A 26417-nucleotide genomic window follows, 5' to 3' on the forward strand; every position below is an offset into this window, starting at 1 on the left:
GCAAAATTCATTATGTTAGAACTGTCCGTCATCTCCATTTTGTGGTCACTCTCTTTTTCACTGATTGGCCTTTACATCGCCCCTTTTGTGGATCCTTATTTAGCCGTTTTGATTCGCATTATGTGCGGCATCGTGATCTTTTTGCCCTTTGTGCGTAAAACATCGTATCAAGACATTTGGCAATTGATGCTTGTGGGCGCATGCCAATTTGGTTTGACGTACATTTTTTTGTATCAAGCGTTCCATTACATCAGCGTGATTGAAGTTTTGCTCTTTTCCATCACAACGCCGATTTACATTGTGATCATTCGAAGCTTTTTTGACAGAACCTTTCAATCTCGTGCATTTGTGGCTGCATTTTTAGCGGTGATTGGTGCTGCGATCATTCGTTATCAAGCCATTTCCCCATCCTTCATCATGGGCTTTGTACTCATGCAGGCGGCCAACTTTGTCTTTGCCTTTGGCCAAACGTTTTATCAACGCACACAAAAGCAATCGAATAAAAATTATCAAAGTTTCTTTTGGTTCTTTGCCGGCGCTTTTGTGATTGTCTTCCCAACATGGTTACTGCTTGGCACGACAAAGTTCACCGTGCAAACCAGCACGCTCTTATCTCTGTTTTATGTAGGCTTTTTAGCCACAGGACTTGGGCAATATCTGTGGCTGCAAGGCGCAACGAAAGTATCGGCCGCAACATTATCGGTGATGAACAACCTGCTCATTCCATTTGGAATTGTGATCAATCTATTGTTTGGCGGCACGATTGACATGCCGATTGAATTCACCATTGGTTCCACCATCATTTTAATTTCCCTTTGGGTGGCCAAACAACCGAAAAAAGCCTGATAAAATCAGGCTTTGCTTCTAGTAATGCTGACGATTCTTCGATTACATCTTAGGTGGGATAGTGATCGAATCTTCTGAATCGTACAGCGTTACATTCATCGGCAATTCCAGCAAAACAAAACGATTTTGCGTAACGCCTTCAATCTTGATGTCTTGCTTATCATCAAAAGCAATGCAATCGCCTTCTGACAAGACATGATCACGCACCTTAATGTCGCCATAGCACACACGAATGAACACACCATTTTTGGCATCTTTCTTCGTATAGGTGATTTTTTTCTTAGGATCGACTTCTGAAGCCGCAACCCATGCATCTTGATGAATCACGGCGCGATCTTTGCTGATCACATTATCAGGTGCAACAAAATAGTGAAAACGATTGGCAAACATATCTGTATCCACAGCACACACTTGATGACGCGGCGTTAAACCACGTCTGCGAGGCATAACCCAAATTTTTAGATAATTGACTTCTTCTTTAGGATTCACACTGTTAATGGCATAACTTAAGCCTGTTCCTGCACTCACCACAAGCACTTCTTCTTTTTTCACAATTGAACGATGCGCTCGATTGTCCGTATATTCAATTTCACCATTTAAAGGCATAATGATCACTTCTAAATCGCTGTGATGCTGCTGGCCAAAGCGCCCTGGACCTGTAAAAAAGTTATTATTCAATAAACGCAAGGTTCCGAACTGCGTACGATCCGCATCATAAAAGCCGCCATAAGAGAAAAAGCGATGGCTGCGATAGTTGCCGCGTTCACACACATTGTATTCATTCGCTCTGTAGACCATATTGGTTTTCATTATCGTTCCCCTTTCTGTTTTTCCATTTGAAAACATGATCGGAACATCTTTAATCAATGCCTAAATCATGGAAATAAGATTACGCCCTTACATAAGTTTACGCAATTTATTTTCTTAAATTAAAGACAGCATCTTACAAGATAATTTCAATAATTTATGTATAATTGCAAGTCAATAACATATATTTTTTAAATAAAAATCGTTATTTTTTCACCATATAACCCTTACAAATGTTTTCAAATGCATTATGATAGATCCGACATGCCGATCATGTTAAAATAATTTATATTAATTATTAATATATACTTTTTAATAATATTATCAAATATAGGGATGAATAATGCTCGCAAATACTCTACAACCGATGCCCACTATCGTCCTCGTTCATGGACTCTTTATGTCTGGCGTCGTCATGGTCCGCCTCAAGCATTTTTTTAAACATCACGATTATCAAACAGAAATTTTCTCCTATCACACGCTGACGCAATCCACAGAACAGAGCGCCGAACGCCTAGCCGATTACATTGAAAAAATTGATGGCCCTGTCATTTTGGTTTGCCACAGTTTAGGTGGTTTATTGGCACAACAAGCCATCCCATTACTGACAGACATCACCAAGGTGCAAAAGGTGGTCACACTTGGCACGCCGTGGCAAGGCGCTTCGGTGGTCACATTTGTGCAACAATATCGTTTAGATGCATTGATGGGTAAAAGCCTTGCCACACTGTTGCCAAAGCACAACGAATGGCAATGGCCAAACATTCCATTAGGTTCAATTGCTGGGCATTCATCAATGGGCGCCCGTTTACTTTTTGCACGCGGCAAAAACATTCCCTCAGATGGCACTGTCACCATTGAGGAGACCAAAATCAAAGGCATGACCGATCACACCATTTTACCAGTGAGCCACACAGGACTGATTTTCTCTGATGAGTGTGCAAAAAAAATACTTCAGTTCATAAAGGATGATTCCTTTACGGCGTGAAGCATTTTCCATGATCGTTGATGATCGTCAGAAGATGATTATGATTGGCTTTGTGAGTTTTCCTCTTTAATTTTTGAACTCACAAACCAATACATCCATGCAGCAAACCCAATAATGAATGCCACACCCAATAAACTGAACATCACCGGCATCGTAAACCAACCCATCTTCATCCCCCTTGTTAGTAGAGTTTTAGGAACCACTGAGATCAGTATAGCTTAGCCCTTACCTTCGATCCTTGATCGTAATCAACTAAAATGATTTCAAACATTTATCTGAAATTTAAGCTTGATTTTCACGCTCTTTTAAGAGCTTTTCAATCACATCATCACCCACGTGGCGATAATCTTGCCCTTTGACAAAATAAAAGACCAATTCGCTGATGTTTTGGCAACGAGAACTCACCCGCATGATGGAGCGTGCACAATTTAACGCAATCAAAATATTCGGGATCGAACGAGGATCTTCCATCATAAAGGTCATCATTTGGCGGATCACCAAATCATATTTTTGCGCAATGCGTTTATCTTCTAAATACACTGTCAACGCAGCATCCATATCCATGCGCGTGAAGGCATCGAGCACATCTTTGAGCATCTTCATGACGCTGTTGCCCATCGCCTCTAGAGAGGTTAACAAACTCAATTGTTCAGTGGTAAAATCTTGTTTCGCGATCTTACAGATGGCTTCAGCCGAATCGCCGATGCGCTCAAGCTCTGCAATCAATTTTAAAATCACCATGATCAAACGTAAATCACTGGCCGTTGGCTGGCGTTTTGCAATGATTTTCACGCACGCTTCATCAATCGCCACTTCCATCTGATTGACTTTTTGATCTCCCGCAATCACTGCCTCTGCCAATGCCACATCATGCTCTAACAATGTGCGAATCGCGTTACTGAACTGCTGCTCAACCAAGCCGCCCATTGTCATCACTTCACGGCGAATGTGCGCTAAATCAGCATCATATTGCCCTGAAATGTGTTTACCTAAATAATCCATGCCTCGCCCCTTTTAGCCATAACGACCGGTAATGTAATCTTCTGTCTGTTTTTTCATCGGCGCAGTGAAAATGTCATCGGTTTTGCCATATTCCACCAACTCGCCTAAATACATAAATGCTGTGTAATCAGAGCAGCGTGCCGCTTGCTGCATGTTGTGCGTCACAATCACCACGGTATAGCTGTCTTTCAGCTCGGTGATGAGCTCCTCAATGCGCCCTGTAGAAATGGGGTCAAGCGCTGAACATGGCTCATCAAGCAGCAACACTTCAGGCTTAATGGCAATGCCGCGCGCAATGCACAAGCGCTGCTGTTGCCCGCCTGATAAACTGTTGCCACTTTGATGGATCTTATCTTTCACTTCATCCCACAGCGCTGCCTTCGTCAATGCCCATTCCACGCGCTCATCCATCTCCACGCGGGATAATTTCTCAAACTGCTTAATGCCAAAGGCAATGTTGTCATAAATGGACATCGGAAAAGGCGTTGGCTTTTGAAACACCATGCCAACTTGCGCGCGCAGCAATGAAATGTCACGGCGATCCGTTAAAATGTTTTGCCCATTGAGCAAAATCTCCCCTGTCGCATGTTGCTCAGGATAGAGCTCATACATTTTATTGAATGTGCGCAGCAATGTGGATTTACCGCAACCTGAGGGACCAATGAACGCCGTAACGGCATTGGCTTTAATATCAATCGAAATCTCTTTTAAAGCATGAAATTTTTGATAATAAAAATTCAAATTGCGCACTTCAATTTTATTGTGTGTTGAATTTTGCGTCATGGATTTACCTTTTCTTCTGACTGAACAATACGCGGGCTAAAATGTTGAGGAACAACACAAACACCGTGATCAATAAAACCCCTGCCCAAGCAAGCTCTTGCCACTCTTTAAATGGACTCATGGCAAATTTAAAGATGGTGACCGGTAAGTTGGCAATCGGTGCATTCAAATCGGTGCTCCAGAACTGATTCGACAATGCCGTAAACAGTAACGGTGCCGTTTCCCCTGCAATGCGCGCAATCGCCAATAATACACCGGTGACAATGCCGGACATCGATGCCTTTAAGGTGATGGTTAAAATCATGCGCCAACGCGGCGTACCCAGCGCATAGGCCGCTTCCCTTAAATTGTTTGGCACCAATAACAACATATTTTCTGTGGTGCGCACAATGATGGGCAACTGAATCAATGCCAATGCCACAATCCCTGCCCAACCGGAAAAATGCCCCATCGGCACAATCATAATCATATAAACAAATAAACCAATGATGATGGACGGCGCAGAGAGCAGTACATCATTGATGAAACGGATCGTGTTTGCCAACCAATTTTTGCGCCCATATTCTGCCAAATAGATGCCCGATAAAATACCCAGCGGCGTGCCAATCAAAGTGGCCACGCCCACCAACAATAAACTGCCCATCATGGCATTGGCCAAACCACCGCCTTCAGTGTTTGGCGGTGGCGTCATCTCTGTAAATACAGCAAAAGATAAGCCACCAATCCCTTTTGTCACCGTGGCATATAAAATCCACGCCAACCAAACCAAACCAAAAAGTACGGCAATCATCGAAATGCCAATGGCCAGGCGATTTTTAATGCGGCGGCGCTTTTGTAAACGCATCGCCATGCTTTCATCTCTCATCAGCGATTCCCCTCTTTTTGACTCAAGCGCAACAACATCAATTTAGACAATGCCAACACAATGAACGTGATCACAAATAGGATCAAACCCAATTCCATCAACGCAGCCGAATGTAAGCCCGGCTCTGCCTCTGCAAACTCATTGGCCAAGGATGAGGTAATGGAGTTGCCCGGCATAAAGAGCGATAAACTGTCTAATTGATACGTATTACCGATGATGAACGTCACCGCCATCGTTTCCCCAAGGGCGCGCCCTAAACCAAGCATCACGCCGCCAATGACACCATTTTTAGTGTACGGCAACACAATGTAGCGAATGCATTCCCATGTTGTGCAGCCAATACCATACGCCGCTTCCTTCATTAAAGTCGGCGTTTGCTCAAACACATCGCGCATCACTGATGTGATGTACGGAATGATCATGATGGCTAAGATGAAACCTGCCGCCAATAAACCAATCCCGAACGCTGGGCCTGTAAAAAAGAGATTTAAAATCGGGATGTTCGCAAGAATGTCATTCATCGGCATCTGAAAATATTCTGCAAAAATGGGCGCAAAGACAAATAAGCCCCACATACCATAAACGATGCTAGGAATGGCTGCCAATAGCTCAATGGCGATCCCAAGCGGACGGCGCAACCATAACGGCGAGAGCTCTGTTAAGAAAAAAGCAATCCCAAAGCTGACCGGTACCGCAATCACCAAAGCAATGATGGATGTAACGATCGTGCCATAAATGGGCACCAGGGCGCCATATTCATCCATGGGTGGATCCCAGTTTTTATCCCATAAAAACGGCAATCCAAACTCTTTGATGCTCGGCATTGAGGCGATGATTAAAGAAATGATGATGCCGCTCAGCAGCAACAGGACAAAAATGCCCGCCACGCGAACGACATTATCAAAGATGAGATCCCCAACCTTCGATGGGGATCTTTGTGTATTTTTCACTTTAGCCATAGGGATGACTGATCCTATTCAATGAGTGCTTTGCCATCTTTGGTTGTGAGCGTTGTTGCCCACGCTTTTTTGATCTCTGCAATCACGTTGTCCGGCAATACCGCATAATCTAATGCCACCGCAGCTTGTTGACCATTTTGATATGCCCAGTCAAAGAAACTCAACACCGCTTTACCTTTTTCAGCATTGTCCTGCACCTTTTGCAATAAAATGAACGTCGTTGATGTGATGGGCCATGCATTATCACCGGATTGATACGTTAAGTCTTGGGCAAAAGTCTCTGCCCAATTGGCGGTTTTTGCAGCTGCACTAAAACTGTCTGCCGATGGCGAAATCACTTGACCATCTGCAGAATAAAGTTTTGTGTACGCCAAATTGTTTTGTTTGGCATATGCGTATTCCACATAACCGATGGAGCCTGGTAAACGTTGTACAAACGCGGCAACGCCATCATTGCCTTTACCACCAACGCCCACAGGCCATTTCACTGTTGTACTTTTACCCACTTGTTGTTGCCATTGAGCATTCACTTTACTTAAATAACTTGTGAACACAAAGGTTGTGCCTGAACCATCTGCGCGGCGCACCACATTGATGTCTTGATTGGGCAAGGTCACATTTGGATTTAATTTTGCAATTGCCGCATCGTTCCAATTTTTGATTTTACCTAAGTAAATGTCCCCAAGGGTTTGACCATCGAGCACCAATTGATTGGACTCAATGCCCTTGACATTCACTGCCACCACAACGCCGCCAATGACTGTTGGGAACTGAATTAAGCCATCTTGTTTTAATTGATCGTCAGATAACGGTGCATCACTGGCACCAAAATCCACAGTTTTTGCATTGATTTGTTTGATGCCGCCAGATGAACCAATCGCTTGATAATTCACTTTAACGCCCGTCTCTTTATGATATGTATCTGCCCACTTTGCATAAACAGGCGCTGGAAAGGATGCACCGGCACCTGTAATGTTCACATCTGCGTGTGCTGCATTAAAGGAAACGGCTGCAGTCAATGCGAGGGTCCAACCAATCTTTTTCATGCTTAACTCCTTGTTAGAGATGTTTTAATTCAACTGACCTTAGTGTAAAAAATGAATGTGACAAGAAGATGACAACAATGTTTTTATGCCACAATTAAATGTGCAGGAATGACAAATGAGAAGGTTGACCCGCGATTTGGAAAACTCTCAATGCTTAAATCGCTGCCATGGTGACGAAGGGCATGTTTAACAATCGCAAGCCCAAGCCCTGAGCTGTTTTTTTGATGTGTGTGCGCGCCATCCACTTGATAAAATCGTTCAGTTAAACGATTCAAATGGTGCCCTGCAATCCCAACGCCATTGTCTTGCACACTAAATAGCGCGCCTTTAGATGCCCGCGCCCACGTAATTTGAATCTTCGTGCCGGCGGGATTGTGTTTAATGGCATTATCAATGAGGTTACACATTACGCTGTAGAGCTGATCTTGGTGCCCCATGATGGATAAATTCGCCTCAATGTTCGCCACAATCTCATAATCAGGATGCACCTCAACGATGCTGCTGATCCATTGATCTAACAGCTCTGCCACATTGATTCGATGCATCACTGCATGTGCGGACATGTTTTCAATTTTACTTAATAATAAAATCTGTCCAATGAGTGATTCCATTCGCTCAATTTGTGACTGCACTTTTTGCCAAGTTTGCGCCTTTTGATCTTCTGGCACTAAATCTTCTTCGAACATCTCTACATAACCTTTGACGACCGACAGCGGCGTTCTGAGCTCATGGCTTGCGTGCGTGAAAAAGTCTTTGCGCTGCAATTGGGCTAAATAAATGTCATTCACATTGCGCGCCACAATGATATGGCGGCTGTGTTCATATGGCAGCACCCGAAATTCCATATAATGTTTTTGATGAATTTTTAAAGTTAACGGCTCGCTAAAATCTTCTTGTTGCAGATAATCCGCCAATGCCGGATCACGAATGAGATTGACAATGTTTTGCCCTTTGTCATCGGGCCAGCGGATGTTGAGTTGTGTTTTCACGCGCTGATTGCACCATTGAATGTTGCCTGCATCATCCACAATCATCAAAGCATCCGGGGATGTGTCCACGCCATGACGAAATAAACGGATGATCTGTGCCAACTCATTTTGCCGTGAGCGCAAACGCTGTTGATGCTTATGAAGACCATAATAAATGATCTCCCAACTGCCAAAGCTTTCGGGTGGATACAAGGCATTTTTCTGCCAAATCCAGCGCGATAAGCGAAAGAGATGATAGCAATGCCAGCACACCAAACCCACAAATCCCACCAGCAAGCCCAATAAGAAGTGCCCAAAGAACAGCCCTATTACACCGCACAACAATAATGTTAAAAAAAGTTCTAATAAAAAGCGCTTGAGGAAAGTTTGCTTGAGCATAATGATCACTCTTTGACTTGAGCAGATAAACGGTAACCCGCGCCGCGCACCGTTTGAATCATTTTGGCAACACCGCCTTGTTCAAGTTGTTTGCGTAGGCGGCCTATGTGCACATCCACGGTGCGATCATCGATGTACACATCATTGCCCCAAATATGATCGATGAGTTGATCACGACTGAAGACGCGCTCAGCACGCTGCATTAAAAAGCAAAGTAATTTATATTCTGTGGGACCAAGCGGCACTTCTTCTTCATCGATGAACACACGATGCGAGGCTTCATCAATGGCAAGATTATGGATGGTTAAGCGCGGTTGATTCTCGGGATAAACGCGCCGCAGCAGCGCTTTGATGCGCACTAAAAGCTGTTTATTTGAAAAGGGCTTGGTGACATAATCATCCGCTCCGACATCAAAGCCTTCAATTTGATCATCTTCTGCGGTTTTTGCCGTCAGCATAATGATGGGAATATGTTTTAGATCATCATCTTTACGCAGCTGCTTGATTAACAAAATGCCGCTGCCGCCTGGAATCATCCAATCAACCAAAGCAAGATGCACCGTTTGTGCTTTCAGTAATGCGAGCGCGGCCGGCTGATCACGCGCTTCGAGCACCGTAAAACCGCTGCTTTGCATCAACATGACTAGCATCTGCCTTAAGGCATCATCATCTTCGACGATCAAGATAGTTTTCTGCATACATCATCTTCCACCTGAGAAATATGACAATTATGCGTCAATTATATGACAGTTTTATGAATCACCCGATTGATTCACTCAATCAACGAAAACCAAAGCGCCAAATGTCCACGCGACACACATCTCCTTTAGTGGAGCGCTGACGATCAAGGCGGCCTTTTTCATAATAGAGCTCTGTTTCTAACACATCGCGCTCGCCCCATGTGCGACACCAACCATCATTCACACCATCGCTATAACTCACTTCTGCCACTTTTAAACCCGTTGGCGCATATTTGATGAGTGTTCCCTCTTTGCGCCCTTTTTTCGATTGAAAACGGTGGCTTACTTCACCTGTGCTGTACCATGCTTCTGTGGTTAAAATCCCTGTGGCATCCTCTAAGGTTTCACGCATACGCATCTGTCCTTCAGGATAATAAGAGACTGTACTGACCACTTGACCATGGTCATACATCACTTCCATAGATGTTTGGCCATTTTTATACCAATGTTTGGTTAAGCCGTGCTGAATGCCATCGACAAAATGGGCTTCATTTTTAATTTGGCCATTTGGATAATGGTTCGTTTGCACCTCATCGGCCAATAACGGTGAAAATAGCGCACTGATCAACACCGTGCAAAGGGCAATTTTATGGATTGTCATGTGTGTTCCTTTATTCTATTCGATCATGTGCGCCCATTCTATAACATGTCACCATTTAGCGCTCACGCAATGCTTCTTTTACGCGCCCAAAAGGCTTCATGAGGTAATCAAAGACCGTTTTTTCACCCGTTTTGATGTCCACCGTTGCAATCATTCCAGGCACAATCGGAAAGGCGTGTCCTGTTTTTTTATCCACCAATGAATCTGTATCCGTCAAAATAAAGACGCGATAATAAAAAACATCTGGCTTGACTTCATCTTGAATGGTATCTGGCGAGATCACCGTCACATGGCCATCTAACCCACCAAAAATGGCATAATCATACGCTGTGATCTTCACTTTTGCCTCTTGCCCCGGATGAATATAAGCAATGTCACGCGGGGAGATGCGTGCCTCAATCAGCAATTGATCATCAAGTGGCACAATGCGCATCAACTCACCATTTGGTGGCACAACGCCGCCGCGCGTCGTTAGCATCACATTTTTCACAATGCCACGTACCGGTGAACGCAATGTTAAACGGGACAAAGAATCTTCACGCCCACGCACCACAGATTCTAATGATTCCGCCTCTGCCTGCACACGACTTAATTCTTGGCGGGCTTGCACCATGTATTCAGACATTTTATCGGTGATTTGCAGCTCTAAATCTGCCACTTGGCGCTGTAATTTCAGCACATCAACATTGCTTGCGGCGCCCTTTTGAGCTAAGTTTTCTGTCAATTGTAATTCAGATTTCACCAAATTAAGGGATTGCTCAAGCCCACTTAATGACTGCTGCAAGGCATCTTTACGCGTTTTATAGAGACGCGTTTCTGCTTGAATGAGTTCAGGAAATTCATCTAACTCATCTGGAAACATTAAATCACTTTGCTCCACTTCTGCCTCTAAACGGGCGATGCTGGCTAAGGCGGCACGGTATTTTGCAGCGCTCTCCTCAACGATTGCTTCTGTTTTGGTCAGATCTAATTGCGCAAGGATTTGATCTTTTTCTACAATGTCACCTTCACGCACATGTAAATCCGAAATGATCCCGCCTTCTAACGATTGAATCACCTGTTCCCTTGATGTGGGCACCACTTTGCCTGAACCGGTGGAAACTTCCACTAAATTCGCAAAGTATGCCCAAATGATCAAGGCCATAATCAAGCACACAAAGCACCAAATGATGCGCGATGATTTCACAATCTCAGCATCCCCAATATCATCTTTATAACGGTGCTGATCCTCATCATGATCAATCAGCAAAATGTGTTTGTTTTGCTTAGCTTTATCCATGCAAACCTCTATGATTTCTTTAAACTGTTGTGCTTATGCTTGGCCTGATAAGCGTTTTAATGCATTCTCTTTATTGTCATCGAGCACAATCTGCCCATCATCAATCACAATGATGCGATCGGCGAGATTCACAATGCTCATTTTATGCGTTGCGATCACCAATGTTTTACCCACGCGCCATTGATCAAGTGCAGCAATGAATTGTTTTTCCGTCACCTCATCAAGCGCGGAAGTGGGCTCATCGAGCAATGCAATGTGAGGATTGCGGATGAACAAACGGGACAACAATAAAGATTGGCGCTGCCCGCCCGATAAACCGCGCCCGCCTTCAGCAATCACATAATCGAGTCCTGTGGGAATTTTTTGAATGAAAGACAATGCACCGGTCATGCTCAATGCACGCATCAACTCATCATCCGTGGCCAAAGGCGCCCCTAAAGTTAAATTGTCACGAATGGTGCCATGAAATAGCCCTGAATTTTGCCCCATTAAACCAATATCGCGGCGTACATCGGCAGGATCAATGTGCCCAAGGCTCACGCCATCGATGGTCACGGTGCCATCTTTCGGTTCTAATAGACCGGACAAAACTTGTAACAATGTGGATTTTCCAGCGCCATTGCGACCCAACACCGCAATCGTTTCGCCAGGTTTAATCTCTAAATTTTTAATGCTAAGGGATGCATTTTGTTGCTCTGCATGATACGCAAAATGCGCATTTTTAATCTGATAGTGCCCTTGCAAAGCACTTTTATGCACTTTCTTTTGCCCAACAGGATGATCAACAGGCAATTCCATCAATTGATTCAAGCCACTGAGTGCAACTTTAGCTTGTTGCCAACGGCTGAGAATTTGTGTAATCCCCGCCATTGGCGCAATCATGCGGCCACCTAAAATGGATGCTGCAATCAAAGAACCTGTGGAGAGCTCTCCATCCATCACCATGGGCGCCCCAAAGAGCACAATCACTGCAAAGGCAGCCGTTTGCACACTTTGCGTCCAACTGTTGAGCGTGCTGATCAAAGAGCGAAGACGCAAATTCACATCCGCAGCCACTGCATTGTAGTTATTCCATTGCGCCTGAAAGCGCTGCTCCGCTTGCAGAGTTTTAATGTCTTCATTGCCTTGAATCGCCTCCACAAGCATGGCGTTACGCAACGCACTTTCACGCATGGCTTGATTGGCATAAGCGCGCAATTTACCTTGTGCTAAAAGTCCAGGCAATATCATTAAAATCACAGCGGCAATCGGCACCCACACTAAAGAGCCGGCAATGTACCAAAACACAATGCAGAATAAAAAGAAAAAGGGCATGTCTGCAAATGCCGTCACGGTTGTAGAGGTCAAAAGCTCACGTACACTGTCCAGTTCACGGATTTGTGAGATGAATGTGCCCGTTGAACGTGGACGATGCGTATTTTTAATGCGAAGCGCATGACCAAACACGCGATCTGAGATGCGTAAATCTGCGCGCTTACCCAATAAGTCAGTGACTCGAGTGCGTAGTTTTCGCATCACAAAACCAAAAATGATCGCCACAAATACACCGCTAAAGAGCACATACAATGTTGGATAAGATTCAGCCGGAATCACGCGATCATACACTTGACGCGTGAATAAGATGCCGGCCAATGCCAAAATATTGACCACTAAAGATGCAATAAAAATATGGCTGTAAGGCTTCCAATCACGCAATACAATCTTTTTAAACCAATTGCGATCATGCGGCTTGATGTAATCATCAATGCGTGCATCCGACACTGTGTGCGATGGGCGCAGCACCAATGCTAAGGTGACATTTTCTAAAAGCGTTTTCTGGCTGATACGGCTTTTCGCACCTTGATCCCCACAATAGGTAATGCCGATGTTGCCTGCATCATCTAAAGTGTCAATCACCCCAATTTGCCCTTGCTTAAATTGCACCACTAACGGCAAGCGCCAAACGGTCAATTCACTCTCTTTAAGCGCAATCACACTTAAAGTTAAACCCGCTTGACGCGCCATGCTGCGCAGTACATCGACGGTGGATTCTTGTTGCAACCACTGACTGGTGAGCAAAATGCTCTCTTTTGAACACTCAAGACGATAATGTTTAGCCACCATTAAAATGGCTTCTATCCAAGGTGCATAGAGATTTCGACCCGTTTGCTGTGTGGAAGATTCCGTCGTTGTGTTATTGTCTATTGTCTCGTTCACAAATATTGTTCCAATACATTGCTTAGTTATTTCAGGGTATTATATATTTTTTTGCTAAAAGACAATATACAAAACTATACACTTTTCAATAAAAAATCCCCAAACACCGGTTGGGGATCATCATGGCAGCCCATCATTGATTTTAATTATGGTTCAATCTTCAAAAGATTGATTAATTTACCTTGATAAAAGGCACAATCCACTTGAGTTTGAACAATGTCTAATTGATTGTTCACAACTTCCATTCGTGCCTGATGATACTCCTGCTCAGAATTGAGCAAATCTAACAATGAGCGCGTACCTAACTCTAAGTACTGCTGTTTATATAATTCTTTGGTGTTTTTTAGATTTTCCACACGACGAGACAATAAATTTGCACGCTGCTTTAAATTCTCTAAACGCACTTGGGCTTCTGTCATTTTTTGACCAATTTCCAGCTGAACATTGGCTTTACGTGCTACAGCAGACTCCGCTTGCCCTTGTGCGGCGCGTTTCGATGCAGATAAACTGCCACCTTGATACACAGGCACCGTCACATTTAAGCCTACGGTGGCATCTGTACGTGAACCATAACGAGGTTTCGCATTTAAAGGATGGGATGCATTGCCACGTAGTGCAATGGTGGGCAATTCATTAGCACGCGCGCGCTCTAAATCTGCCAACGCTTGCTCAGCCTCTAATTCAGCAACTGCATATGCGGGGACTTTTTTCCAGTCAGGCTCGGTTGAGCAAGCAAAAGAGAGCGCCGCGGGCAATTGACCAACTTGTGCACCTGTAATGTCACGCTGTCCTGTGATGATCCCTAACGTGCGCAAAATGCTTTGATATTGTGAAATCGTATCGAGCTCTTCTGACTGCACATCATCTAAACGCGAACGCGCCTGATACACATCAGACAAGTTACTTGCGCCCTTTTCATAACGCTGTTCTACCAAGCCACCTAAATCTTTCACACGCGCCACTTGCTCTTTTGCAAGATTGATCATTTTTTGATAACGCTCTGTTGAGATCACCGCTAAGGACGCGGCATGCACCAGCTCCTCATTGGTCATGTTTGTATAGGCTTTTGCGCCTAAATAACCATATTCTGCACTTTTAACGGCACTCGCGGTTTTGCCAAAGTCATACAACACTTGATTCACTTCAAGATTTAAATTTTGGATGTAATCTTTGCCGTATCGATCATTACGGGAGCGATTATTGTTATATTGTGTGCCCAATCCACCGCTGATCTGAGGATAATATCCTGCTTTGGCAATGTTGATGCGCTCTTGCTCACTGCTTTCATTGCCCTTTGCTTGAGCAACACGTGGATGGTATTTGAGAATCTCTTCTGCTGCTCTCTGTAAAGAGAGCGTACCATGAATCTGTTTCGAAGGTTGTTCACTTGCTTGCGCTTTTAACACATAATTTGGATCATCTTCCACAGGATCCCATGTGTGTGTCTGATGTCCATCATTCACTGCACAAGATGCAATGGCTAAGCCACATAACAGTGTCACCATATTTCTTTGATACTTGAAACCTTTTTTTATGTGCATTCGCAACTCACTCAGTACAAATTTAATTTAGAAAATCTAAAAAACTCATTGATGTTTATTTAAACTCAATGAAATATTATTAATATCGATCATGATCGCGCTTATGATAACGTCTAAAGACAGACATTGTCACGGGGAAAGTATTCACTATAAAAAAGCCCACCAAGGATTGGTGGGCTTTTTCGACAGGCAACAAAAAACCTGACATAAAGTCAGGTTTTTTTGATATATATGGTGCCTAGGGCCGGAATCGAACCGGCACGACCGTTAAGGGTCGGCAGATTTTAAGTCTGCTGCGTCTACCAATTTCGCCACCCAGGCATGGATTGCGTTGAGGTGCGTATAATATCCATTTATAATAAGCTTGGCAAGCATATGTATAAAAATAGATCATTTTTTAGGAGTACCCAATGAATTCCATCTTAAATTTCCGAGACTTCTCACCCCTTAAGACCAGAGAAAATGCGGCCATTCGCGCAAATAAACTTTTTCGAAGCGCCGCACCTGAATATGGCACAAAAGATGACTTTTCACGCTTGCATGCACTCAATTTAGACACAATTATTGATTTTCGGGAAGAAGATGAAAAGCGCCCTGAATTGACACAAACCTTTAATGCACAATTTCCTCGTCAAGCGGCTGCCATTAATGTTGCAAATTTATTTGATCACAACACTTTTGACTTAAACCATTTAACAGAAGAGAACATTGATTTTTATTACCAATCCATCTATGAGAAATTGCCCACGCATTTTCATCATCAATACCGCACGCTCATTGATTGTGCCAATCGCGGCGAAACCATGCTGTTTCATTGCAGCGCGGGTAAAGATCGCACCGGTTTTGGAGCTTATTTATTACTGAGCGCACTCGATGTACACATCGATGACATTATGGAGGATTATTTACGTTCAAATGATTCAGCCGTTGCGCTTTATGAGGCGCGTAAACATGAACATGAAAAGATGGCGTGCGTAGAGATCCCTAAAGCGACGATTGAGCGCTTATTTGGCGTGAAAGCAGCGTATTTAGACACTGCCCTTCACACCATACAAGCCACCCATAAAACGAGCGATCGATATCTTAAAGAAGCGCTCTTCGCCGACATCGATGCCATCCGCGCGCACTATTTGCTGTAAACCACAAATAGCAAAATCAGCGTCATAGGAATGATGAGCATCATAGCGATTCCTATGCGCTCTAAAGCGGATGATTTTAATAAACTGCGACTCACAACAATAATCCTTTTAACCAAATCAATGTATTTTCAATCCATGTGATCAAACCAATGTTTTTCACATAGCCATATAAGAAATAAGGCACCAAAATGCCCACTAAACCAAAGATGAGCAATGCCAACCACGGACGATTGCCCTCAATGGAGGTTGCAAATGGCGTGTGGCACTCATTCTCTGTACGGGTACCGACAACCATTGTTTTCACCAAATTTTGCCCTTTGACTAAGAAATAGAGCACAATCGCTGCCACATGTAATCCCACCATCGTATAAATCACATAAAGATTGTATTGATGAATGGTTTTTAAAACTGCGCGCGTATCGCTGCTCACCCATTTATATAAGGGTGAATCTTGGTGTAAATAGGTGTTATCTGTTAAAAATAACCCTGTGATTGTTTGCGTAAAAAGCACAAGCAACATAAAAAGCACCATATAAGCCCCGAGCGGATTGTGCCCTTCTGTTTTTGTGATGCCATAGCGTAAATATTGATACGCAGACACCGGCCCTTTCACAAAGTCCCAAAATTTTGCCGTCGTGCTGCCCAATACTCCCCAAAGCACACGAAAAAGCAATAACACCAATACAAATGTCCCTGCGTATTGATGCGCTGTCACATTGTCCACGTTAATGGTATAGATACAAACAACGATCATCACCACCAAAGACCAGTGAAACAGTCGAATGGGCAGATCCCAAACCTTGATTTTCTTCATAACCACTCCCTTAAATGTCAAGCATCCCTCTATTGTATAAAAAGCATTTTCGGATGGCGAGTTTATTCGGTTTTCAAACTGGCAATTACTTGCTATATTTTTCCTTTCGAGCGACGGCTTGTCGCCTTTATTTTGCAGGAGCACTCATGAGGAAACTACTTAATTTTATCAATCGGTACAGCTTGATCCAACAAATCTTTATTGGCCTTGTTTTAGGGATCATTATAGGCTTCACCTCCTCAACCACCGCTCACGCATTACAAATTTTAGGGGATATCTTTGTCAATGGTTTAAAAGCCATCGCCCCTGTGTTGGTTTTCTTCTTAATTATGTCGGCCATCTCTAAGTATAAAACCTCCACTGAAAATCAATCTGCGATTCGCCCAATCTTGGTGCTTTACCTACTTGGCACCTTTGCCGCATCTGTTGTGGCTGTGATTGTGAGCTTTATCTTCCCGCTCACCATCTCATCATTGCCTGAAGCGGCAGTGCAATCTTCACCCAGCAATATTTTGGATGTCTTACATTCTTTGGTGATGAAGATGGTGGATAACCCCGTCGATGCGCTGGTTTCTGCCAACTACATCGGCATTTTATTTTGGGGCTTGGTGTTTGGCTTTGCGCTTCGTCATACTTCGGATACCACCAAAAAAGTGGTGGAAGATGGCGCTGAAGTGGTGACAAAAGCCGTGCGTTTTGTGATCAGCTTTGCACCTCTTGGCATTCTTGGCTTGGTGGCTTCAACAATTGCCACAACAGGCGTCGATTCGCTGTTAGATTACGTGCAATTGGTGCTTGTATTATTGCTTGCCATGGCGATCGTCACATTTGTGGTCAATCCCATTTTGGTTTATTGGAAAATCCGCTCAAACCCTTATCCTCTCGTTTTTCAATGCTTGCGTGAAAGTGGTTTGACCGCATTTTTCACACGAAGCTCAGCGGCAAACTTACCCATTAACTTTGCATTGTGTAAAAAATTGGGCGTCAAAGAAGAAACATACTCCATTTCCATTCCTTTAGGTGCCACCATCAACATGGCGGGTGCGGCTGTCACCATCACCATTTTCACATTGGCTGCAGTTCATACGAAAGGGATTCAAGTGGACTTACTGTCTGCCATCTTATTGAGCTTTGTGGCCGCTGTGGGCGCATGTGGCGCTTCTGGCGTGGCGGGCGGCTCATTGTTATTGATTCCCTTAGCTTGCAGCCTCTTTGGCATTGATAACACCGTTGCGATGCAATTGGTTGCCATTGGCTTCATTGTGGGCGTGATTCAAGACTCAGTGGAGACTGCCATCAACTCATCGACCGATGTGCTCTTTACAGTGGCAGCAGATCGTTCTATGAATGGCAAAGATTAAATCTTCTCAACTTCAGACATAAAAAAACCTGCCAATGGCAGGTTTTTTTGATTTGATGATTCACATCATTAAACTTTACCGATACGACGATAACGTTCAATGGCATCGATTTTTGCACTGATCTCACGTAATTCTGTTTGAGCCTTCGCAAAGTTAAAGTCGCTCTCATGTTTATTCAACATAGATTGAACGCGCTCTTTCGCTGCTTTAGCTTCCGCTTCATCAAGATCATCCGCTCTTTCAGCAGACTCAGCTAGCACGATAATTTGATTCGGTTGAATTTCTAAAATACCGCCAGAAATCCAGAACACATCTTCATTACCTTCAGCTGTCTTTAATCGAACTTGACCAGGAACCAATTGCGTTAACAATGGCAAGTGACCAGGAAATACCCCTAACTCACCTGAAATACTTGTTCCTGCAAAAAAAGTGACATCTCCAGAAAACAATTTTTTTTCTGCGCTTACGATGGCAACATGCATTGTATTCATTGAGACTCCCTATTCAATTAGATTAAAGCGTCGCTGCGCGTGCTTTAGCTTCTTCAATATCGCCAACCATGTAGAAAGCTTGTTCTGGCATAGAGTCACACTCACCTGCCAAAATTGCTTTAAAGCTTGCAATGGTATCTTTCAAGCTCACATATTTACCAGGTGCACCTGTAAATACTTCCGCTACGTGGAAAGGTTGAGATAAGAAACGTTGAATCTTACGAGCACGTTGAACAACCAATTTGTCATCTTCTGACAATTCGTCCATACCCAAGATTGCAATGATGTCTTTCAACTCTTTATAGCGTTGTAATACAGTTTGTACGCCACGAGCAACTTCATAGTGTTCTTTACCGATCACTTGAGGATCTAATTGACGTGAAGTTGAATCTAATGGATCTACCGCAGGGTAAATACCTAAAGATGCGATGTCACGAGACAATACGATGGTTGCGTCTAAGTGAGCAAACGTTGTTGCAGGTGATGGATCCGTTAAGTCATCCGCAGGAACGTATACAGCTTGAACTGATGTGATCGAACCTTTCTTCGTAGATGTGATACGCTCTTGAAGCACACCCATCTCTTCAGATAATGTTGGCTGATAACCTACCGCAGATGGCATACGACCTAACAATGCAGACACTTCTGTACCTGCTAAGGTATAACGATAGATGTTATCGATGAACAATAATACGTCTTTACCTTCATCACGGAAGTATTCAGCCATTGTCAAACCAGTCAAAGCAACACGTAAACGGTTACCAGGTGGTTCATTCATCTGACCATAAACCATCGCAACTTTATCTAATACGTTAGAATCTTTCATTTCGTGATAGAAGTCATTACCTTCACGAGTACGCTCACCAACACCAGCAAACACAGACAAACCTGAGTGCGCTTTAGCGATGTTGTTGATCAATTCCATCATGTTTACAGTTTTACCAACACCGGCACCACCGAACAAACCAACTTTACCACCTTTTGCAAATGGGCAAAGTAAGTCGATCACTTTGATACCAGTTTCTAATAATTCTGTAGAACCTGATTGTTCTTCGTAGCTAGGTGGTTTGCGGTGAATACCCCAATGGTCTTCAGTGCTCACTGGACCTGCATGATCCACTGGCTCACCCAATACGTTCATGATACGGCCTAAAGTCGCTGCACCCACTGGTACAGAGATTGGCGCTTTTGTATCAATAACGGTTAAGTCGCGTTGTAAACCGTCTGATGAACCCATCGCGATTGTACGAACGACGCCGTCACCCAATTGTTGTTGAACTTCAAGAACCAAATCTTGGCCTTCAACTTTTAATGCATTATAGATACTAGGCACTGCATCGCGTGGAAATTCTACGTCTACGACAGCCCCTATAATCTGAATAATTTTTCCTGACATATTTAACCTCTAAAAATTACTATTCTCATTCAATCTGCCCAGATTTTAAAGGGCTGCTGCACCGCCAACAATTTCAGAAATTTCCTGAGTAATTGCAGCCTGACGCGCTTTGTTATACACGAGCTGTAAATTATCAACAATGGCTTCAGCATTATCTGTCGCAGCTTGCATCGCCACCATACGGGCAGCCATTTCACATGCGATGTTTGCAATAACACTGTGGTACATTGTCGATTCAAGATAACGATTTAACACCAATTCAACGAGTTTTTTAGGATCCATATCGTAGATATAATCCCACTTCATTGTTTGCGTTAAATCAATTGTCTCAATCTCATCTTTTTCGTCAAACTCAGCTTTCAGCGATTTGAATGTAGATAAGTCTAACGGCAACAACTTCATACCATATGGTTTTTGAACCATAGTATTCACAAAAGCATTCGAGTAGATGTGTAATTCATCAATATCACCGTCACGATAGGCGGTTAACATCACATTCATTACACCTAACAAGTCAACCATAGAAGGCTGGTCACCTAAATGACTTGCTGTTGCCAAAATTTTCCCACCATAACGGTTAAAGAAGGTATTTGCTTTATTACCGATGGTCGCAAACTCGACATCAATGCCTTGTTCTGACCATTTCGCCATGTCCGCAGAGAGGAGCTTGAATAAGTTATTATTCAAGCCACCACATAAACCGCGGTCACTACTTACGACAATGATACCAATCTTCTTCACTTCACGTTTAGTGAGGTAGACATGATCAAATTCAACTTCAGCCTGAGAAAGATGAGAAACCAATTTCACGATCTGCTCTGTATATGGTTTAGTAGCAAGCATTCTAGTTTGCGTTTTACGCATCTTGCTCGCTGCAACCATCTGCATTGCACCTGTGATTTTCTGAGTGTTTTTAACACTCTTAATCTTTGTACGTATCTCTTTACCAACGGCCATGAAAGATCCTAATATTTAAATAAAGAAAGAGAAAAATTATTTCACCCAAGCTTCTGTCATTTTGTATGACTTAACGGCTTGTGCAAATTCGCTTTCAATTTCGTCATTGTAACTACCAGTCTCATTGATTTTTTTCATGAGATCAGCTTTTTCAATGTTCATTGTAGTGATTAAACCTTCAGTGAACGGACGAATTTGCTTCACTTCGATATCGTCTAAATAACCTTTTTCTACTGTAAATAACACGATGGCCATTTCAGAAACAGTATAAGGACGATATTGAGCTTGCTTCATCAATTCCATTACACGCTCACCACGCTCTAATTGCTTACGGGTTGCTTCATCTAAGTCAGATGCAAACTGTGAGAACGCTTCCAATTCACGGTATTGAGCCAATGCCAAACGCACACCACCACCCAATTTCTTGATGATTTTAGTTTGTGCAGCACCACCAACACGCGATACAGAGATACCGGCGTTGATCGCAGGACGAACACCCGCATTGAATAAATCTGATTCTAAGAAGATCTGACCATCTGTGATGGAGATTACGTTTGTTGGAACGAATGCAGAAACGTCGCCGGCTTGTGTTTCAATGATTGGCAATGCAGTTAAAGAACCTGTTTTACCTTTCACTTCACCGTTTGTGAATGCTTCAACATAGTCAGCATTAACACGCGCAGCACGTTCTAATAAACGTGAGTGTAAATAGAATACGTCGCCAGGGAACGCTTCACGGCCTGGAGGACGACGGAGTAACAATGAGATTTGACGATATGCAACAGCTTGCTTAGATAAGTCATCATAAATGATCAACGCATCTTCACCGCGGTCACGGAAGTATTCGCCCATTGTACAACCAGCATATGCTGATAAATATTGCATTGCAGCAGGATCAGCCGCGCTTGACGCCACAACGATTGTGTGTGCCATCGCATCGTGCTCTTCTAATTTACGAACGATGTTCGCAATTGTAGAGTTTTTCTGACCAATCGCTACGTAAATACATTTTACGCCAGTATTTTTTTGGTTAATGATGGTGTCGATTGCAATCGCTGTTTTACCCGTTTGACGGTCACCGATGATCAACTCACGTTGGCCACGGCCGATTGGAATCATAGAGTCAACGGCGATGTAACCTGTTTGTAAAGGTTCATCAACGGATTGACGCTCAATAACACCTGGTGCCACTTTTTCGATTGGCGCAGTTAAAGTGGTGTTGATTGGACCTTTACCATCGATTGGCTGACCCAATGCGTTCACAACGCGGCCTAATAATTCAGGACCGATTGGAACTTCCATCACTTTACCTGTACATTTTACAACGTCACCTTCGGATACTTTACCGTAGTCGCCTAAAAGTACAACACCTACTGAATCGCGCTCTAAGTTCAATGCTAAACCACGAACTCCGTGCGGTAATTCAACCATTTCACCTTGCATTACTGCATCTAAGCCATAAACGCTAGCAATACCATCAGTCAAACTAATGACTGTTCCTTCAGTACTTGCTTCTGGCTTAACATCAAATTCTTCAATCTTAGATTTGATAAGATCACTAATTTCTGATGGATTCAATTGCATAATTCAAATCATCCTTTAAAACATAATAAATTCTTTTATCGTTAATTCATTAAGCTGGTTGCACTAAGAAAGAGCTCATTTCCTCTAAACGTCCTTTAACAGATCCATCCATGACCCAGTCGCCAGATTTGACAACTGCACCACCAATTAAACTTGGATCCACAGAAACATTTAATTTAATACTTTTTTGGAAATGCTTTTCTAAAGCCTTAACGAACATTTCGTATTCTGATTCTTGCACTTCAAAAGCTGAGACTAATTCAGCTTCCACAATAGATTCATCTACCAGAACCATTTCGTCAAAAATTTGACGAATCGATGGGAACGCTTCATAGCGCTTAGCATCGAGAATGACCGATAAAAAATTAGCTTCTTGATTCGTTAACTGACGCTTTAAAAGCGCAGCCACTGCTGTTTGCAAAAACTGAGTTTTTTCTTGCAGAGAAAAATCAGGGCGAGTGATAAAATCGCTCGCCTCTACATCGGCACTAATCTCATCGAGTACAGCCAAAAGATTACTCCAGCCAGAAATAGTATTCTCTTCCTTAGCAATCAAAAACACTGCTTTGGCATAGGGACGAGCAACTGTAATATAATCTGTCATGACTAACTATTGCCTTATAAACGTGATGCTAAATCTTTTAACAATGACTCGTGCGTTGCGCGATCAACTTCCTTACCTACGATCTTACTTGCACCTTCAAGTGCGAGTGCAACCACTTCTTGTCTTAGTTTTTCTTTAGCTTGATTAGTTTCAACTAAAATCTGATCTTGAGCGTTCTGAAGTTGCTTGTCTGCCACTTCTTTAGCTTGTGCTCTTGAAGCTTCAACAGCTTCCTCTGCGCGCTTATTCGCAAGTGCAACAATACTTGATGCTTCTTGCTTAGCATCTTTTAAGAGCACTTTGACTTCTGAATCAGCAGCCATTTTTTCAGCAACGCTATCTTCAGCAGCTTTTAAGCCCTCTGCGATTTTAGCACGACGCTCATCGATTGCTTTGATCATTGGTGGCCAGATGAATTTCATCACGAACCAGACCAACGTAAAGAATACGACAAACTGTGCAAATAAAGTAGCATTTAAATTCATGTTGTATCTGCCTGTCTAACTATTCTATGCATAAAAGGCGTTTGATGTGTATCAAACGCCACGATAATGGATGATTACTTGAATACAACCATTGCAAAGAAGATAGCGATACCAACACCGATTAAGAATGCAGCATCTACAAGACCAACAAGAATAAATACTTTAGGTAACAATTTATCCATCATTTCTGGTTGACGCGCTGAAGATTCAACATATTTTGAACCTAAAAGTGCGATACCAATAGCAGCACCGATAGCACCTAAACCAACGATAATTCCACACGCTAAAGCAATCATGCCCATGTCCATTTTTTTCTCCTAAAAATAATTAACTAAACTAACAAAACACCAACCAAAATGATTGAATTCTAATGAGCCTCATGAGCTTGACCAAGGTATACCAAAGTCAAAGTCATAAAGATGTAGCCTTGAAGAACAATGATCAAGATATGGAAAATAGCCCATGCTGATCCTGCCAACCAATGCAACCCAAAACCCCACCACGTGCCTGTTGCACCTAATAATGCAATCAAACAGAAGATCAATTCGCCCGCGAACATATTACCAAAAAGTCGCATGCCTAAAGAGAACGCTTTTGAAATATATTCAACGATATTTAAAATAATATTAAAAGGTAATAACCAGATACCGAAAGGCGCTGTGCATAACTCTTTAAGGAAGCCACCCACTTTTTTCACTTTAAATGAGTAGAAGAGAATCAACGCTAATACTGCCATAGACATGCCCAATGGACCGTTCACGTCAGCAGTTGGTAAAATTCTTTGGTGCTGTACATCTAAACCAAATACATTGATTAAGGTCATTGGTAGATCAACTGGCACTAAGTCCATGCAGTTCATCACAATCACCCATAAGAAAATTGTTAAACCTAAAGGTGCAATGTAGCCATTTGGACCATTGACAAGCGCTTTAGATTGGCTTTCGGCAAATTCTACAAGAATTTCCACAGCTGCCTGGAATCGGGTCGGTACGCCAGCGGTTGCTTTGCGAGATGCTCTGAACAAAAAGAATAGAACAATAATACCCGATACAACTGACCAAAGCACCGTATCTACGTTAATCAAACCAAAGTCCACAAAGTTTTCTTGTGGCAAATCTGTCTGAGTCATATTAACGAGGTGATGCTCGATATAACTACTAGCGGTAATCTCTTCTGCTGACATATCTTGTCCCAATCTCTGAATTTTATTACTTACATATCGTGCTTCAAATATTTATGGCCAAACCCTGTAATCATCATTGGTAGAAACACTGTCACCACTATTGCTGCCAAAAATGCCACCCAGTTTGGATCTTTTAAATATAAGACACTGCCCGCAAGCAGTAATGCACTGATAAATTTATTAACAAATGCGCCTAACCAAAATATTGCTTGTTTGCTTTTAATCAAAAAGGATAAAAACACCACAAAAACATTTGGCAAGGTAATGGAAAGTCCTGCCCAAAAGTAAGACCTTCCAACACTTTCCCCTAATACCAGCCAAAGCACAATTGAGGCACTTAGCGTAATGATCAATTGGATCGTTATTACTTGCTTCATCACATCAAAATACCTTTGGCAAAAGTAGCTCGATTATAAGCAGTTAGCCTTTAAAGTCAATCTTTTTAACACTGATATTGAATAAAAAAGTTAACAGATGTCCATTTATTGATCACGGATCTTTTGTAAAATCCCGTCTAACTGATCGAGAGAATCATAGTGAATAATCATCTTGCCTTTGCCTTGTGGATTTGATTGAAATCCAACCTTCGCACCAAAATATTCACTCCAAGCGTTTTCCAATTTTTTCACATCATTGTCCACTTTTTTTATGGTGGCTTTATCTGCTTTTTGTGAGCGAGCAGCCACAATGCGTTCAACTTCACGCACCGTTAGATTCTCTGCCATGATGCGCTCGGCTAACTGCACTTGTTCCGCATGTGACAAAGAGAGCATTGCACGGCCGTGGCCCATATCCAGCAATTTGTCTAATAACCATGTTTGCACTTGAGGTGCTAATTCTAATAAACGCACCACATTGCTCACTGATGAACGTGAGCGGCCAATCAAATCGCCCACCTCTTGATGGGTTAAATCAAATTCACTGATGAAACGCGCAATCGCTTCGGCTTCTTCAATCGGGCTTAAATCTTCACGCTGAATGTTCTCAATGAGTGCAACCGCCAAAGCTTCTTGGTCCGTCAATGATTGCATGATCACCGGCACTTTCTCAAGTTTAGCGATCTGCGAAGCGCGCCATCTGCGCTCACCGGCTAAGATTTCATATTTTTTCTGACCATCACGCAAAACTTCACGCACAACAAGCGGCTGAATGATCCCTTGAGAGCGAATGGAATCTGCCAAGGTTTCCAATGCATGGGCATCAAACACTTTACGTGGCTGATAAATCCCCGGTACTAAAAACTCAATGGGCAACTCTTTAATGGCGCCTAAAATGGCTTCTGATGATGGTTTGTCTTTATTATTTGTTGCCGCATCCATGGGTAATTTTGTTTTATTCAACAAAACATCCAATCCGCGACCTAATCCACGCTTTTTCAAATCA

At 42.9% G+C, this 26417-nt stretch carries 28 protein-coding genes and 1 tRNA gene; 4 read left to right on the forward strand and 25 right to left on the reverse strand.

Features of this window, described 5'->3' with window-relative positions; all coding sequences use genetic code 11:
• Positions 1-12 precede the first annotated feature (12 nt).
• Positions 13-846 carry an EamA family transporter gene (locus B9T20_RS09005; protein ID WP_094490740.1) on the forward strand — a complete coding sequence of 278 codons (834 nt, stop codon included), beginning with the start codon at positions 13-15 and terminating at the stop codon, positions 844-846.
• A gap of 42 nt (positions 847-888) precedes the next feature.
• Here B9T20_RS09005 and B9T20_RS09010 read toward each other — a convergent pair whose 3' ends face one another.
• Entirely contained in the window at positions 889-1656 is a 768-nt protein-coding gene (locus B9T20_RS09010; RefSeq protein ID WP_094490741.1) for a pirin family protein, read from the reverse strand.
• A 340-nt stretch (positions 1657-1996) separates the two neighbouring features.
• Between B9T20_RS09010 and B9T20_RS09015 the strand changes: the two genes are divergently transcribed.
• Positions 1997-2641 (forward strand): alpha/beta hydrolase, encoded by a 645-nt coding sequence (locus tag B9T20_RS09015; protein WP_094490742.1) that lies wholly within the window; start codon positions 1997-1999, stop codon positions 2639-2641.
• Positions 2642-2679: 38 nt separating this feature from the next.
• Here the strand turns inward: B9T20_RS09015 and B9T20_RS09020 are convergent, their stop codons facing one another.
• From B9T20_RS09020 to B9T20_RS09080, 13 genes are all read right to left on the reverse strand, one after another.
• The gene (locus B9T20_RS09020) at positions 2680-2808 is read right to left on the reverse strand and encodes a DUF3149 domain-containing protein (RefSeq protein WP_008316156.1); all 129 of its coding nucleotides are present in this window, start codon (positions 2806-2808) and stop codon (positions 2680-2682) included.
• A 115-nt stretch (positions 2809-2923) separates the two neighbouring features.
• Entirely contained in the window at positions 2924-3643 is a 720-nt protein-coding gene (gene phoU, locus B9T20_RS09025; protein ID WP_094490743.1) for a phosphate signaling complex protein PhoU, read from the reverse strand.
• Positions 3644-3655: 12 nt separating this feature from the next.
• On the reverse strand, positions 3656-4426 hold the full coding sequence (gene pstB, locus B9T20_RS09030) for a phosphate ABC transporter ATP-binding protein PstB (protein ID WP_094490744.1): 771 nt from the start codon (positions 4424-4426) through the stop codon (positions 3656-3658).
• 4 nt (positions 4427-4430) lie between these two features.
• On the reverse strand, positions 4431-5291 hold the full coding sequence (gene pstA, locus B9T20_RS09035) for a phosphate ABC transporter permease PstA (protein WP_094490745.1): 861 nt from the start codon (positions 5289-5291) through the stop codon (positions 4431-4433).
• On the reverse strand, positions 5291-6250 hold the full coding sequence (gene pstC, locus B9T20_RS09040) for a phosphate ABC transporter permease PstC (protein ID WP_008316150.1): 960 nt from the start codon (positions 6248-6250) through the stop codon (positions 5291-5293). Before pstC ends, pstA begins: the two co-directional genes overlap by 1 nt.
• A gap of 14 nt (positions 6251-6264) precedes the next feature.
• Positions 6265-7296: a phosphate ABC transporter substrate-binding protein PstS gene (gene pstS / locus B9T20_RS09045; RefSeq protein WP_094490746.1), complete on the reverse strand. Its 1032-nt coding sequence runs from the start codon at positions 7294-7296 to the stop codon at positions 6265-6267.
• An 83-nt stretch (positions 7297-7379) separates the two neighbouring features.
• Positions 7380-8663 carry a phosphate regulon sensor histidine kinase PhoR gene (gene phoR, locus B9T20_RS09050; RefSeq protein WP_233491665.1) on the reverse strand — a complete coding sequence of 428 codons (1284 nt, stop codon included), beginning with the start codon at positions 8661-8663 and terminating at the stop codon, positions 7380-7382.
• Between the two features lie 5 nt (positions 8664-8668).
• Positions 8669-9361, reverse strand: a complete 693-nt coding sequence (gene phoB, locus B9T20_RS09055) for a phosphate regulon transcriptional regulator PhoB (protein WP_094490747.1) — start codon at positions 9359-9361, stop codon at positions 8669-8671.
• Positions 9362-9443: 82 nt separating this feature from the next.
• Positions 9444-10004, reverse strand: a complete 561-nt coding sequence (locus B9T20_RS09060) for a toxin-antitoxin system YwqK family antitoxin (protein ID WP_094490748.1) — start codon at positions 10002-10004, stop codon at positions 9444-9446.
• 55 nt (positions 10005-10059) lie between these two features.
• Complete coding sequence (locus B9T20_RS09065) at positions 10060-11283, reverse strand: HlyD family efflux transporter periplasmic adaptor subunit (RefSeq protein WP_094490749.1); 1224 nt, start codon at positions 11281-11283, stop codon at positions 10060-10062.
• Between the two features lie 33 nt (positions 11284-11316).
• The gene (locus tag B9T20_RS09070; RefSeq protein ID WP_094490750.1) at positions 11317-13479 is read right to left on the reverse strand and encodes a type I secretion system permease/ATPase; all 2163 of its coding nucleotides are present in this window, start codon (positions 13477-13479) and stop codon (positions 11317-11319) included.
• 146 nt (positions 13480-13625) lie between these two features.
• Complete coding sequence (locus tag B9T20_RS09075) at positions 13626-14984, reverse strand: TolC family protein (protein ID WP_233491667.1); 1359 nt, start codon at positions 14982-14984, stop codon at positions 13626-13628.
• A 268-nt stretch (positions 14985-15252) separates the two neighbouring features.
• Positions 15253-15341, reverse strand: a tRNA-Leu gene (locus B9T20_RS09080).
• Positions 15342-15430: 89 nt separating this feature from the next.
• Between B9T20_RS09080 and B9T20_RS09085 the strand changes: the two genes are divergently transcribed.
• A complete protein-coding gene (locus B9T20_RS09085) occupies positions 15431-16159 on the forward strand; it encodes a tyrosine-protein phosphatase (RefSeq protein WP_094490752.1) in 729 nt (242 codons plus the stop codon).
• A gap of 91 nt (positions 16160-16250) precedes the next feature.
• On the opposite strand, the gene B9T20_RS09090 is transcribed toward B9T20_RS09085, so the two are convergent.
• Entirely contained in the window at positions 16251-16973 is a 723-nt protein-coding gene (locus tag B9T20_RS09090; RefSeq protein WP_094490753.1) for a cytochrome b/b6 domain-containing protein, read from the reverse strand.
• A 146-nt stretch (positions 16974-17119) separates the two neighbouring features.
• On the opposite strand from B9T20_RS09090, the gene sstT reads away from it, so the two are divergent.
• Entirely contained in the window at positions 17120-18334 is a 1215-nt protein-coding gene (sstT, locus tag B9T20_RS09095; protein WP_094490754.1) for a serine/threonine transporter SstT, read from the forward strand.
• A gap of 68 nt (positions 18335-18402) precedes the next feature.
• Here sstT and B9T20_RS09100 read toward each other — a convergent pair whose 3' ends face one another.
• The 10 genes from B9T20_RS09100 to B9T20_RS09145 all read right to left on the reverse strand — a co-directional run bounded on the left by B9T20_RS09100 (position 18403) and on the right by B9T20_RS09145 (position 26413).
• Positions 18403-18825 carry a F0F1 ATP synthase subunit epsilon gene (locus B9T20_RS09100; RefSeq protein ID WP_008316842.1) on the reverse strand — a complete coding sequence of 141 codons (423 nt, stop codon included), beginning with the start codon at positions 18823-18825 and terminating at the stop codon, positions 18403-18405.
• Between the two features lie 22 nt (positions 18826-18847).
• Positions 18848-20221 carry a F0F1 ATP synthase subunit beta gene (gene atpD / locus B9T20_RS09105; RefSeq protein ID WP_094490755.1) on the reverse strand — a complete coding sequence of 458 codons (1374 nt, stop codon included), beginning with the start codon at positions 20219-20221 and terminating at the stop codon, positions 18848-18850.
• 45 nt (positions 20222-20266) lie between these two features.
• A complete protein-coding gene (atpG, locus tag B9T20_RS09110; RefSeq protein ID WP_094490756.1) occupies positions 20267-21178 on the reverse strand; it encodes a F0F1 ATP synthase subunit gamma in 912 nt (303 codons plus the stop codon).
• A 36-nt stretch (positions 21179-21214) separates the two neighbouring features.
• Positions 21215-22762 (reverse strand): F0F1 ATP synthase subunit alpha, encoded by a 1548-nt coding sequence (gene atpA, locus B9T20_RS09115; protein WP_008316835.1) that lies wholly within the window; start codon positions 22760-22762, stop codon positions 21215-21217.
• 49 nt (positions 22763-22811) lie between these two features.
• Positions 22812-23366: a F0F1 ATP synthase subunit delta gene (locus B9T20_RS09120; RefSeq protein ID WP_094490757.1), complete on the reverse strand. Its 555-nt coding sequence runs from the start codon at positions 23364-23366 to the stop codon at positions 22812-22814.
• Positions 23367-23380: 14 nt separating this feature from the next.
• Positions 23381-23851, reverse strand: coding sequence for a F0F1 ATP synthase subunit B (locus B9T20_RS09125; protein WP_008316831.1), 471 nt, complete (start codon positions 23849-23851; stop codon positions 23381-23383).
• A 74-nt stretch (positions 23852-23925) separates the two neighbouring features.
• The gene (gene atpE, locus B9T20_RS09130) at positions 23926-24159 is read right to left on the reverse strand and encodes a F0F1 ATP synthase subunit C (RefSeq protein WP_008316830.1); all 234 of its coding nucleotides are present in this window, start codon (positions 24157-24159) and stop codon (positions 23926-23928) included.
• A gap of 59 nt (positions 24160-24218) precedes the next feature.
• On the reverse strand, positions 24219-25034 hold the full coding sequence (gene atpB / locus B9T20_RS09135; protein WP_094490758.1) for a F0F1 ATP synthase subunit A: 816 nt from the start codon (positions 25032-25034) through the stop codon (positions 24219-24221).
• Positions 25035-25063: 29 nt separating this feature from the next.
• Positions 25064-25411: a hypothetical protein gene (locus tag B9T20_RS09140; protein ID WP_094490759.1), complete on the reverse strand. Its 348-nt coding sequence runs from the start codon at positions 25409-25411 to the stop codon at positions 25064-25066.
• A 105-nt stretch (positions 25412-25516) separates the two neighbouring features.
• Positions 25517-26413, reverse strand: a complete 897-nt coding sequence (locus B9T20_RS09145; protein WP_094490760.1) for a ParB/RepB/Spo0J family partition protein — start codon at positions 26411-26413, stop codon at positions 25517-25519.
• Positions 26414-26417: the final 4 nt, after the last annotated feature.

This window comes from Wohlfahrtiimonas sp. G9077 (assembly GCF_002252155.1).
Lineage (GTDB): Bacteria > Pseudomonadota > Gammaproteobacteria > Cardiobacteriales > Wohlfahrtiimonadaceae > Wohlfahrtiimonas.

What these genes read in the sequence shown, in the direction of transcription:
- B9T20_RS09005 (WP_094490740.1), top strand. Translation starts at nt 13, where the DNA reads ATGTTAGAACTGTCCGTCATCTCCATTTTGTGGTCACTCTCTTTTTCA.
- B9T20_RS09010 (WP_094490741.1), bottom strand. Translation starts at nt 1,656, where the DNA reads ATGAAAACCAATATGGTCTACAGAGCGAATGAATACAATGTGTGTGAA.
- B9T20_RS09015 (WP_094490742.1), top strand. Translation starts at nt 1,997, where the DNA reads ATGCTCGCAAATACTCTACAACCGATGCCCACTATCGTCCTCGTTCAT.
- B9T20_RS09020 (WP_008316156.1), bottom strand. Translation starts at nt 2,808, where the DNA reads ATGGGTTGGTTTACGATGCCGGTGATGTTCAGTTTATTGGGTGTGGCA.
- phoU (WP_094490743.1), bottom strand. Translation starts at nt 3,643, where the DNA reads ATGGATTATTTAGGTAAACACATTTCAGGGCAATATGATGCTGATTTA.
- pstB (WP_094490744.1), bottom strand. Translation starts at nt 4,426, where the DNA reads ATGACGCAAAATTCAACACACAATAAAATTGAAGTGCGCAATTTGAAT.
- pstA (WP_094490745.1), bottom strand. Translation starts at nt 5,291, where the DNA reads ATGAGAGATGAAAGCATGGCGATGCGTTTACAAAAGCGCCGCCGCATT.
- pstC (WP_008316150.1), bottom strand. Translation starts at nt 6,250, where the DNA reads ATGGCTAAAGTGAAAAATACACAAAGATCCCCATCGAAGGTTGGGGAT.
- pstS (WP_094490746.1), bottom strand. Translation starts at nt 7,296, where the DNA reads ATGAAAAAGATTGGTTGGACCCTCGCATTGACTGCAGCCGTTTCCTTT.
- phoR (WP_233491665.1), bottom strand. Translation starts at nt 8,663, where the DNA reads ATGCTCAAGCAAACTTTCCTCAAGCGCTTTTTATTAGAACTTTTTTTA.
- phoB (WP_094490747.1), bottom strand. Translation starts at nt 9,361, where the DNA reads ATGCAGAAAACTATCTTGATCGTCGAAGATGATGATGCCTTAAGGCAG.
- B9T20_RS09060 (WP_094490748.1), bottom strand. Translation starts at nt 10,004, where the DNA reads ATGACAATCCATAAAATTGCCCTTTGCACGGTGTTGATCAGTGCGCTA.
- B9T20_RS09065 (WP_094490749.1), bottom strand. Translation starts at nt 11,283, where the DNA reads ATGGATAAAGCTAAGCAAAACAAACACATTTTGCTGATTGATCATGAT.
- B9T20_RS09075 (WP_233491667.1), bottom strand. Translation starts at nt 14,984, where the DNA reads ATGGTGACACTGTTATGTGGCTTAGCCATTGCATCTTGTGCAGTGAAT.
- B9T20_RS09085 (WP_094490752.1), top strand. Translation starts at nt 15,431, where the DNA reads ATGAATTCCATCTTAAATTTCCGAGACTTCTCACCCCTTAAGACCAGA.
- B9T20_RS09090 (WP_094490753.1), bottom strand. Translation starts at nt 16,973, where the DNA reads ATGAAGAAAATCAAGGTTTGGGATCTGCCCATTCGACTGTTTCACTGG.
- sstT (WP_094490754.1), top strand. Translation starts at nt 17,120, where the DNA reads ATGAGGAAACTACTTAATTTTATCAATCGGTACAGCTTGATCCAACAA.
- B9T20_RS09100 (WP_008316842.1), bottom strand. Translation starts at nt 18,825, where the DNA reads ATGAATACAATGCATGTTGCCATCGTAAGCGCAGAAAAAAAATTGTTT.
- atpD (WP_094490755.1), bottom strand. Translation starts at nt 20,221, where the DNA reads ATGTCAGGAAAAATTATTCAGATTATAGGGGCTGTCGTAGACGTAGAA.
- atpG (WP_094490756.1), bottom strand. Translation starts at nt 21,178, where the DNA reads ATGGCCGTTGGTAAAGAGATACGTACAAAGATTAAGAGTGTTAAAAAC.
- atpA (WP_008316835.1), bottom strand. Translation starts at nt 22,762, where the DNA reads ATGCAATTGAATCCATCAGAAATTAGTGATCTTATCAAATCTAAGATT.
- B9T20_RS09120 (WP_094490757.1), bottom strand. Translation starts at nt 23,366, where the DNA reads ATGACAGATTATATTACAGTTGCTCGTCCCTATGCCAAAGCAGTGTTT.
- B9T20_RS09125 (WP_008316831.1), bottom strand. Translation starts at nt 23,851, where the DNA reads ATGAATTTAAATGCTACTTTATTTGCACAGTTTGTCGTATTCTTTACG.
- atpE (WP_008316830.1), bottom strand. Translation starts at nt 24,159, where the DNA reads ATGGACATGGGCATGATTGCTTTAGCGTGTGGAATTATCGTTGGTTTA.
- atpB (WP_094490758.1), bottom strand. Translation starts at nt 25,034, where the DNA reads ATGTCAGCAGAAGAGATTACCGCTAGTAGTTATATCGAGCATCACCTC.
- B9T20_RS09140 (WP_094490759.1), bottom strand. Translation starts at nt 25,411, where the DNA reads ATGAAGCAAGTAATAACGATCCAATTGATCATTACGCTAAGTGCCTCA.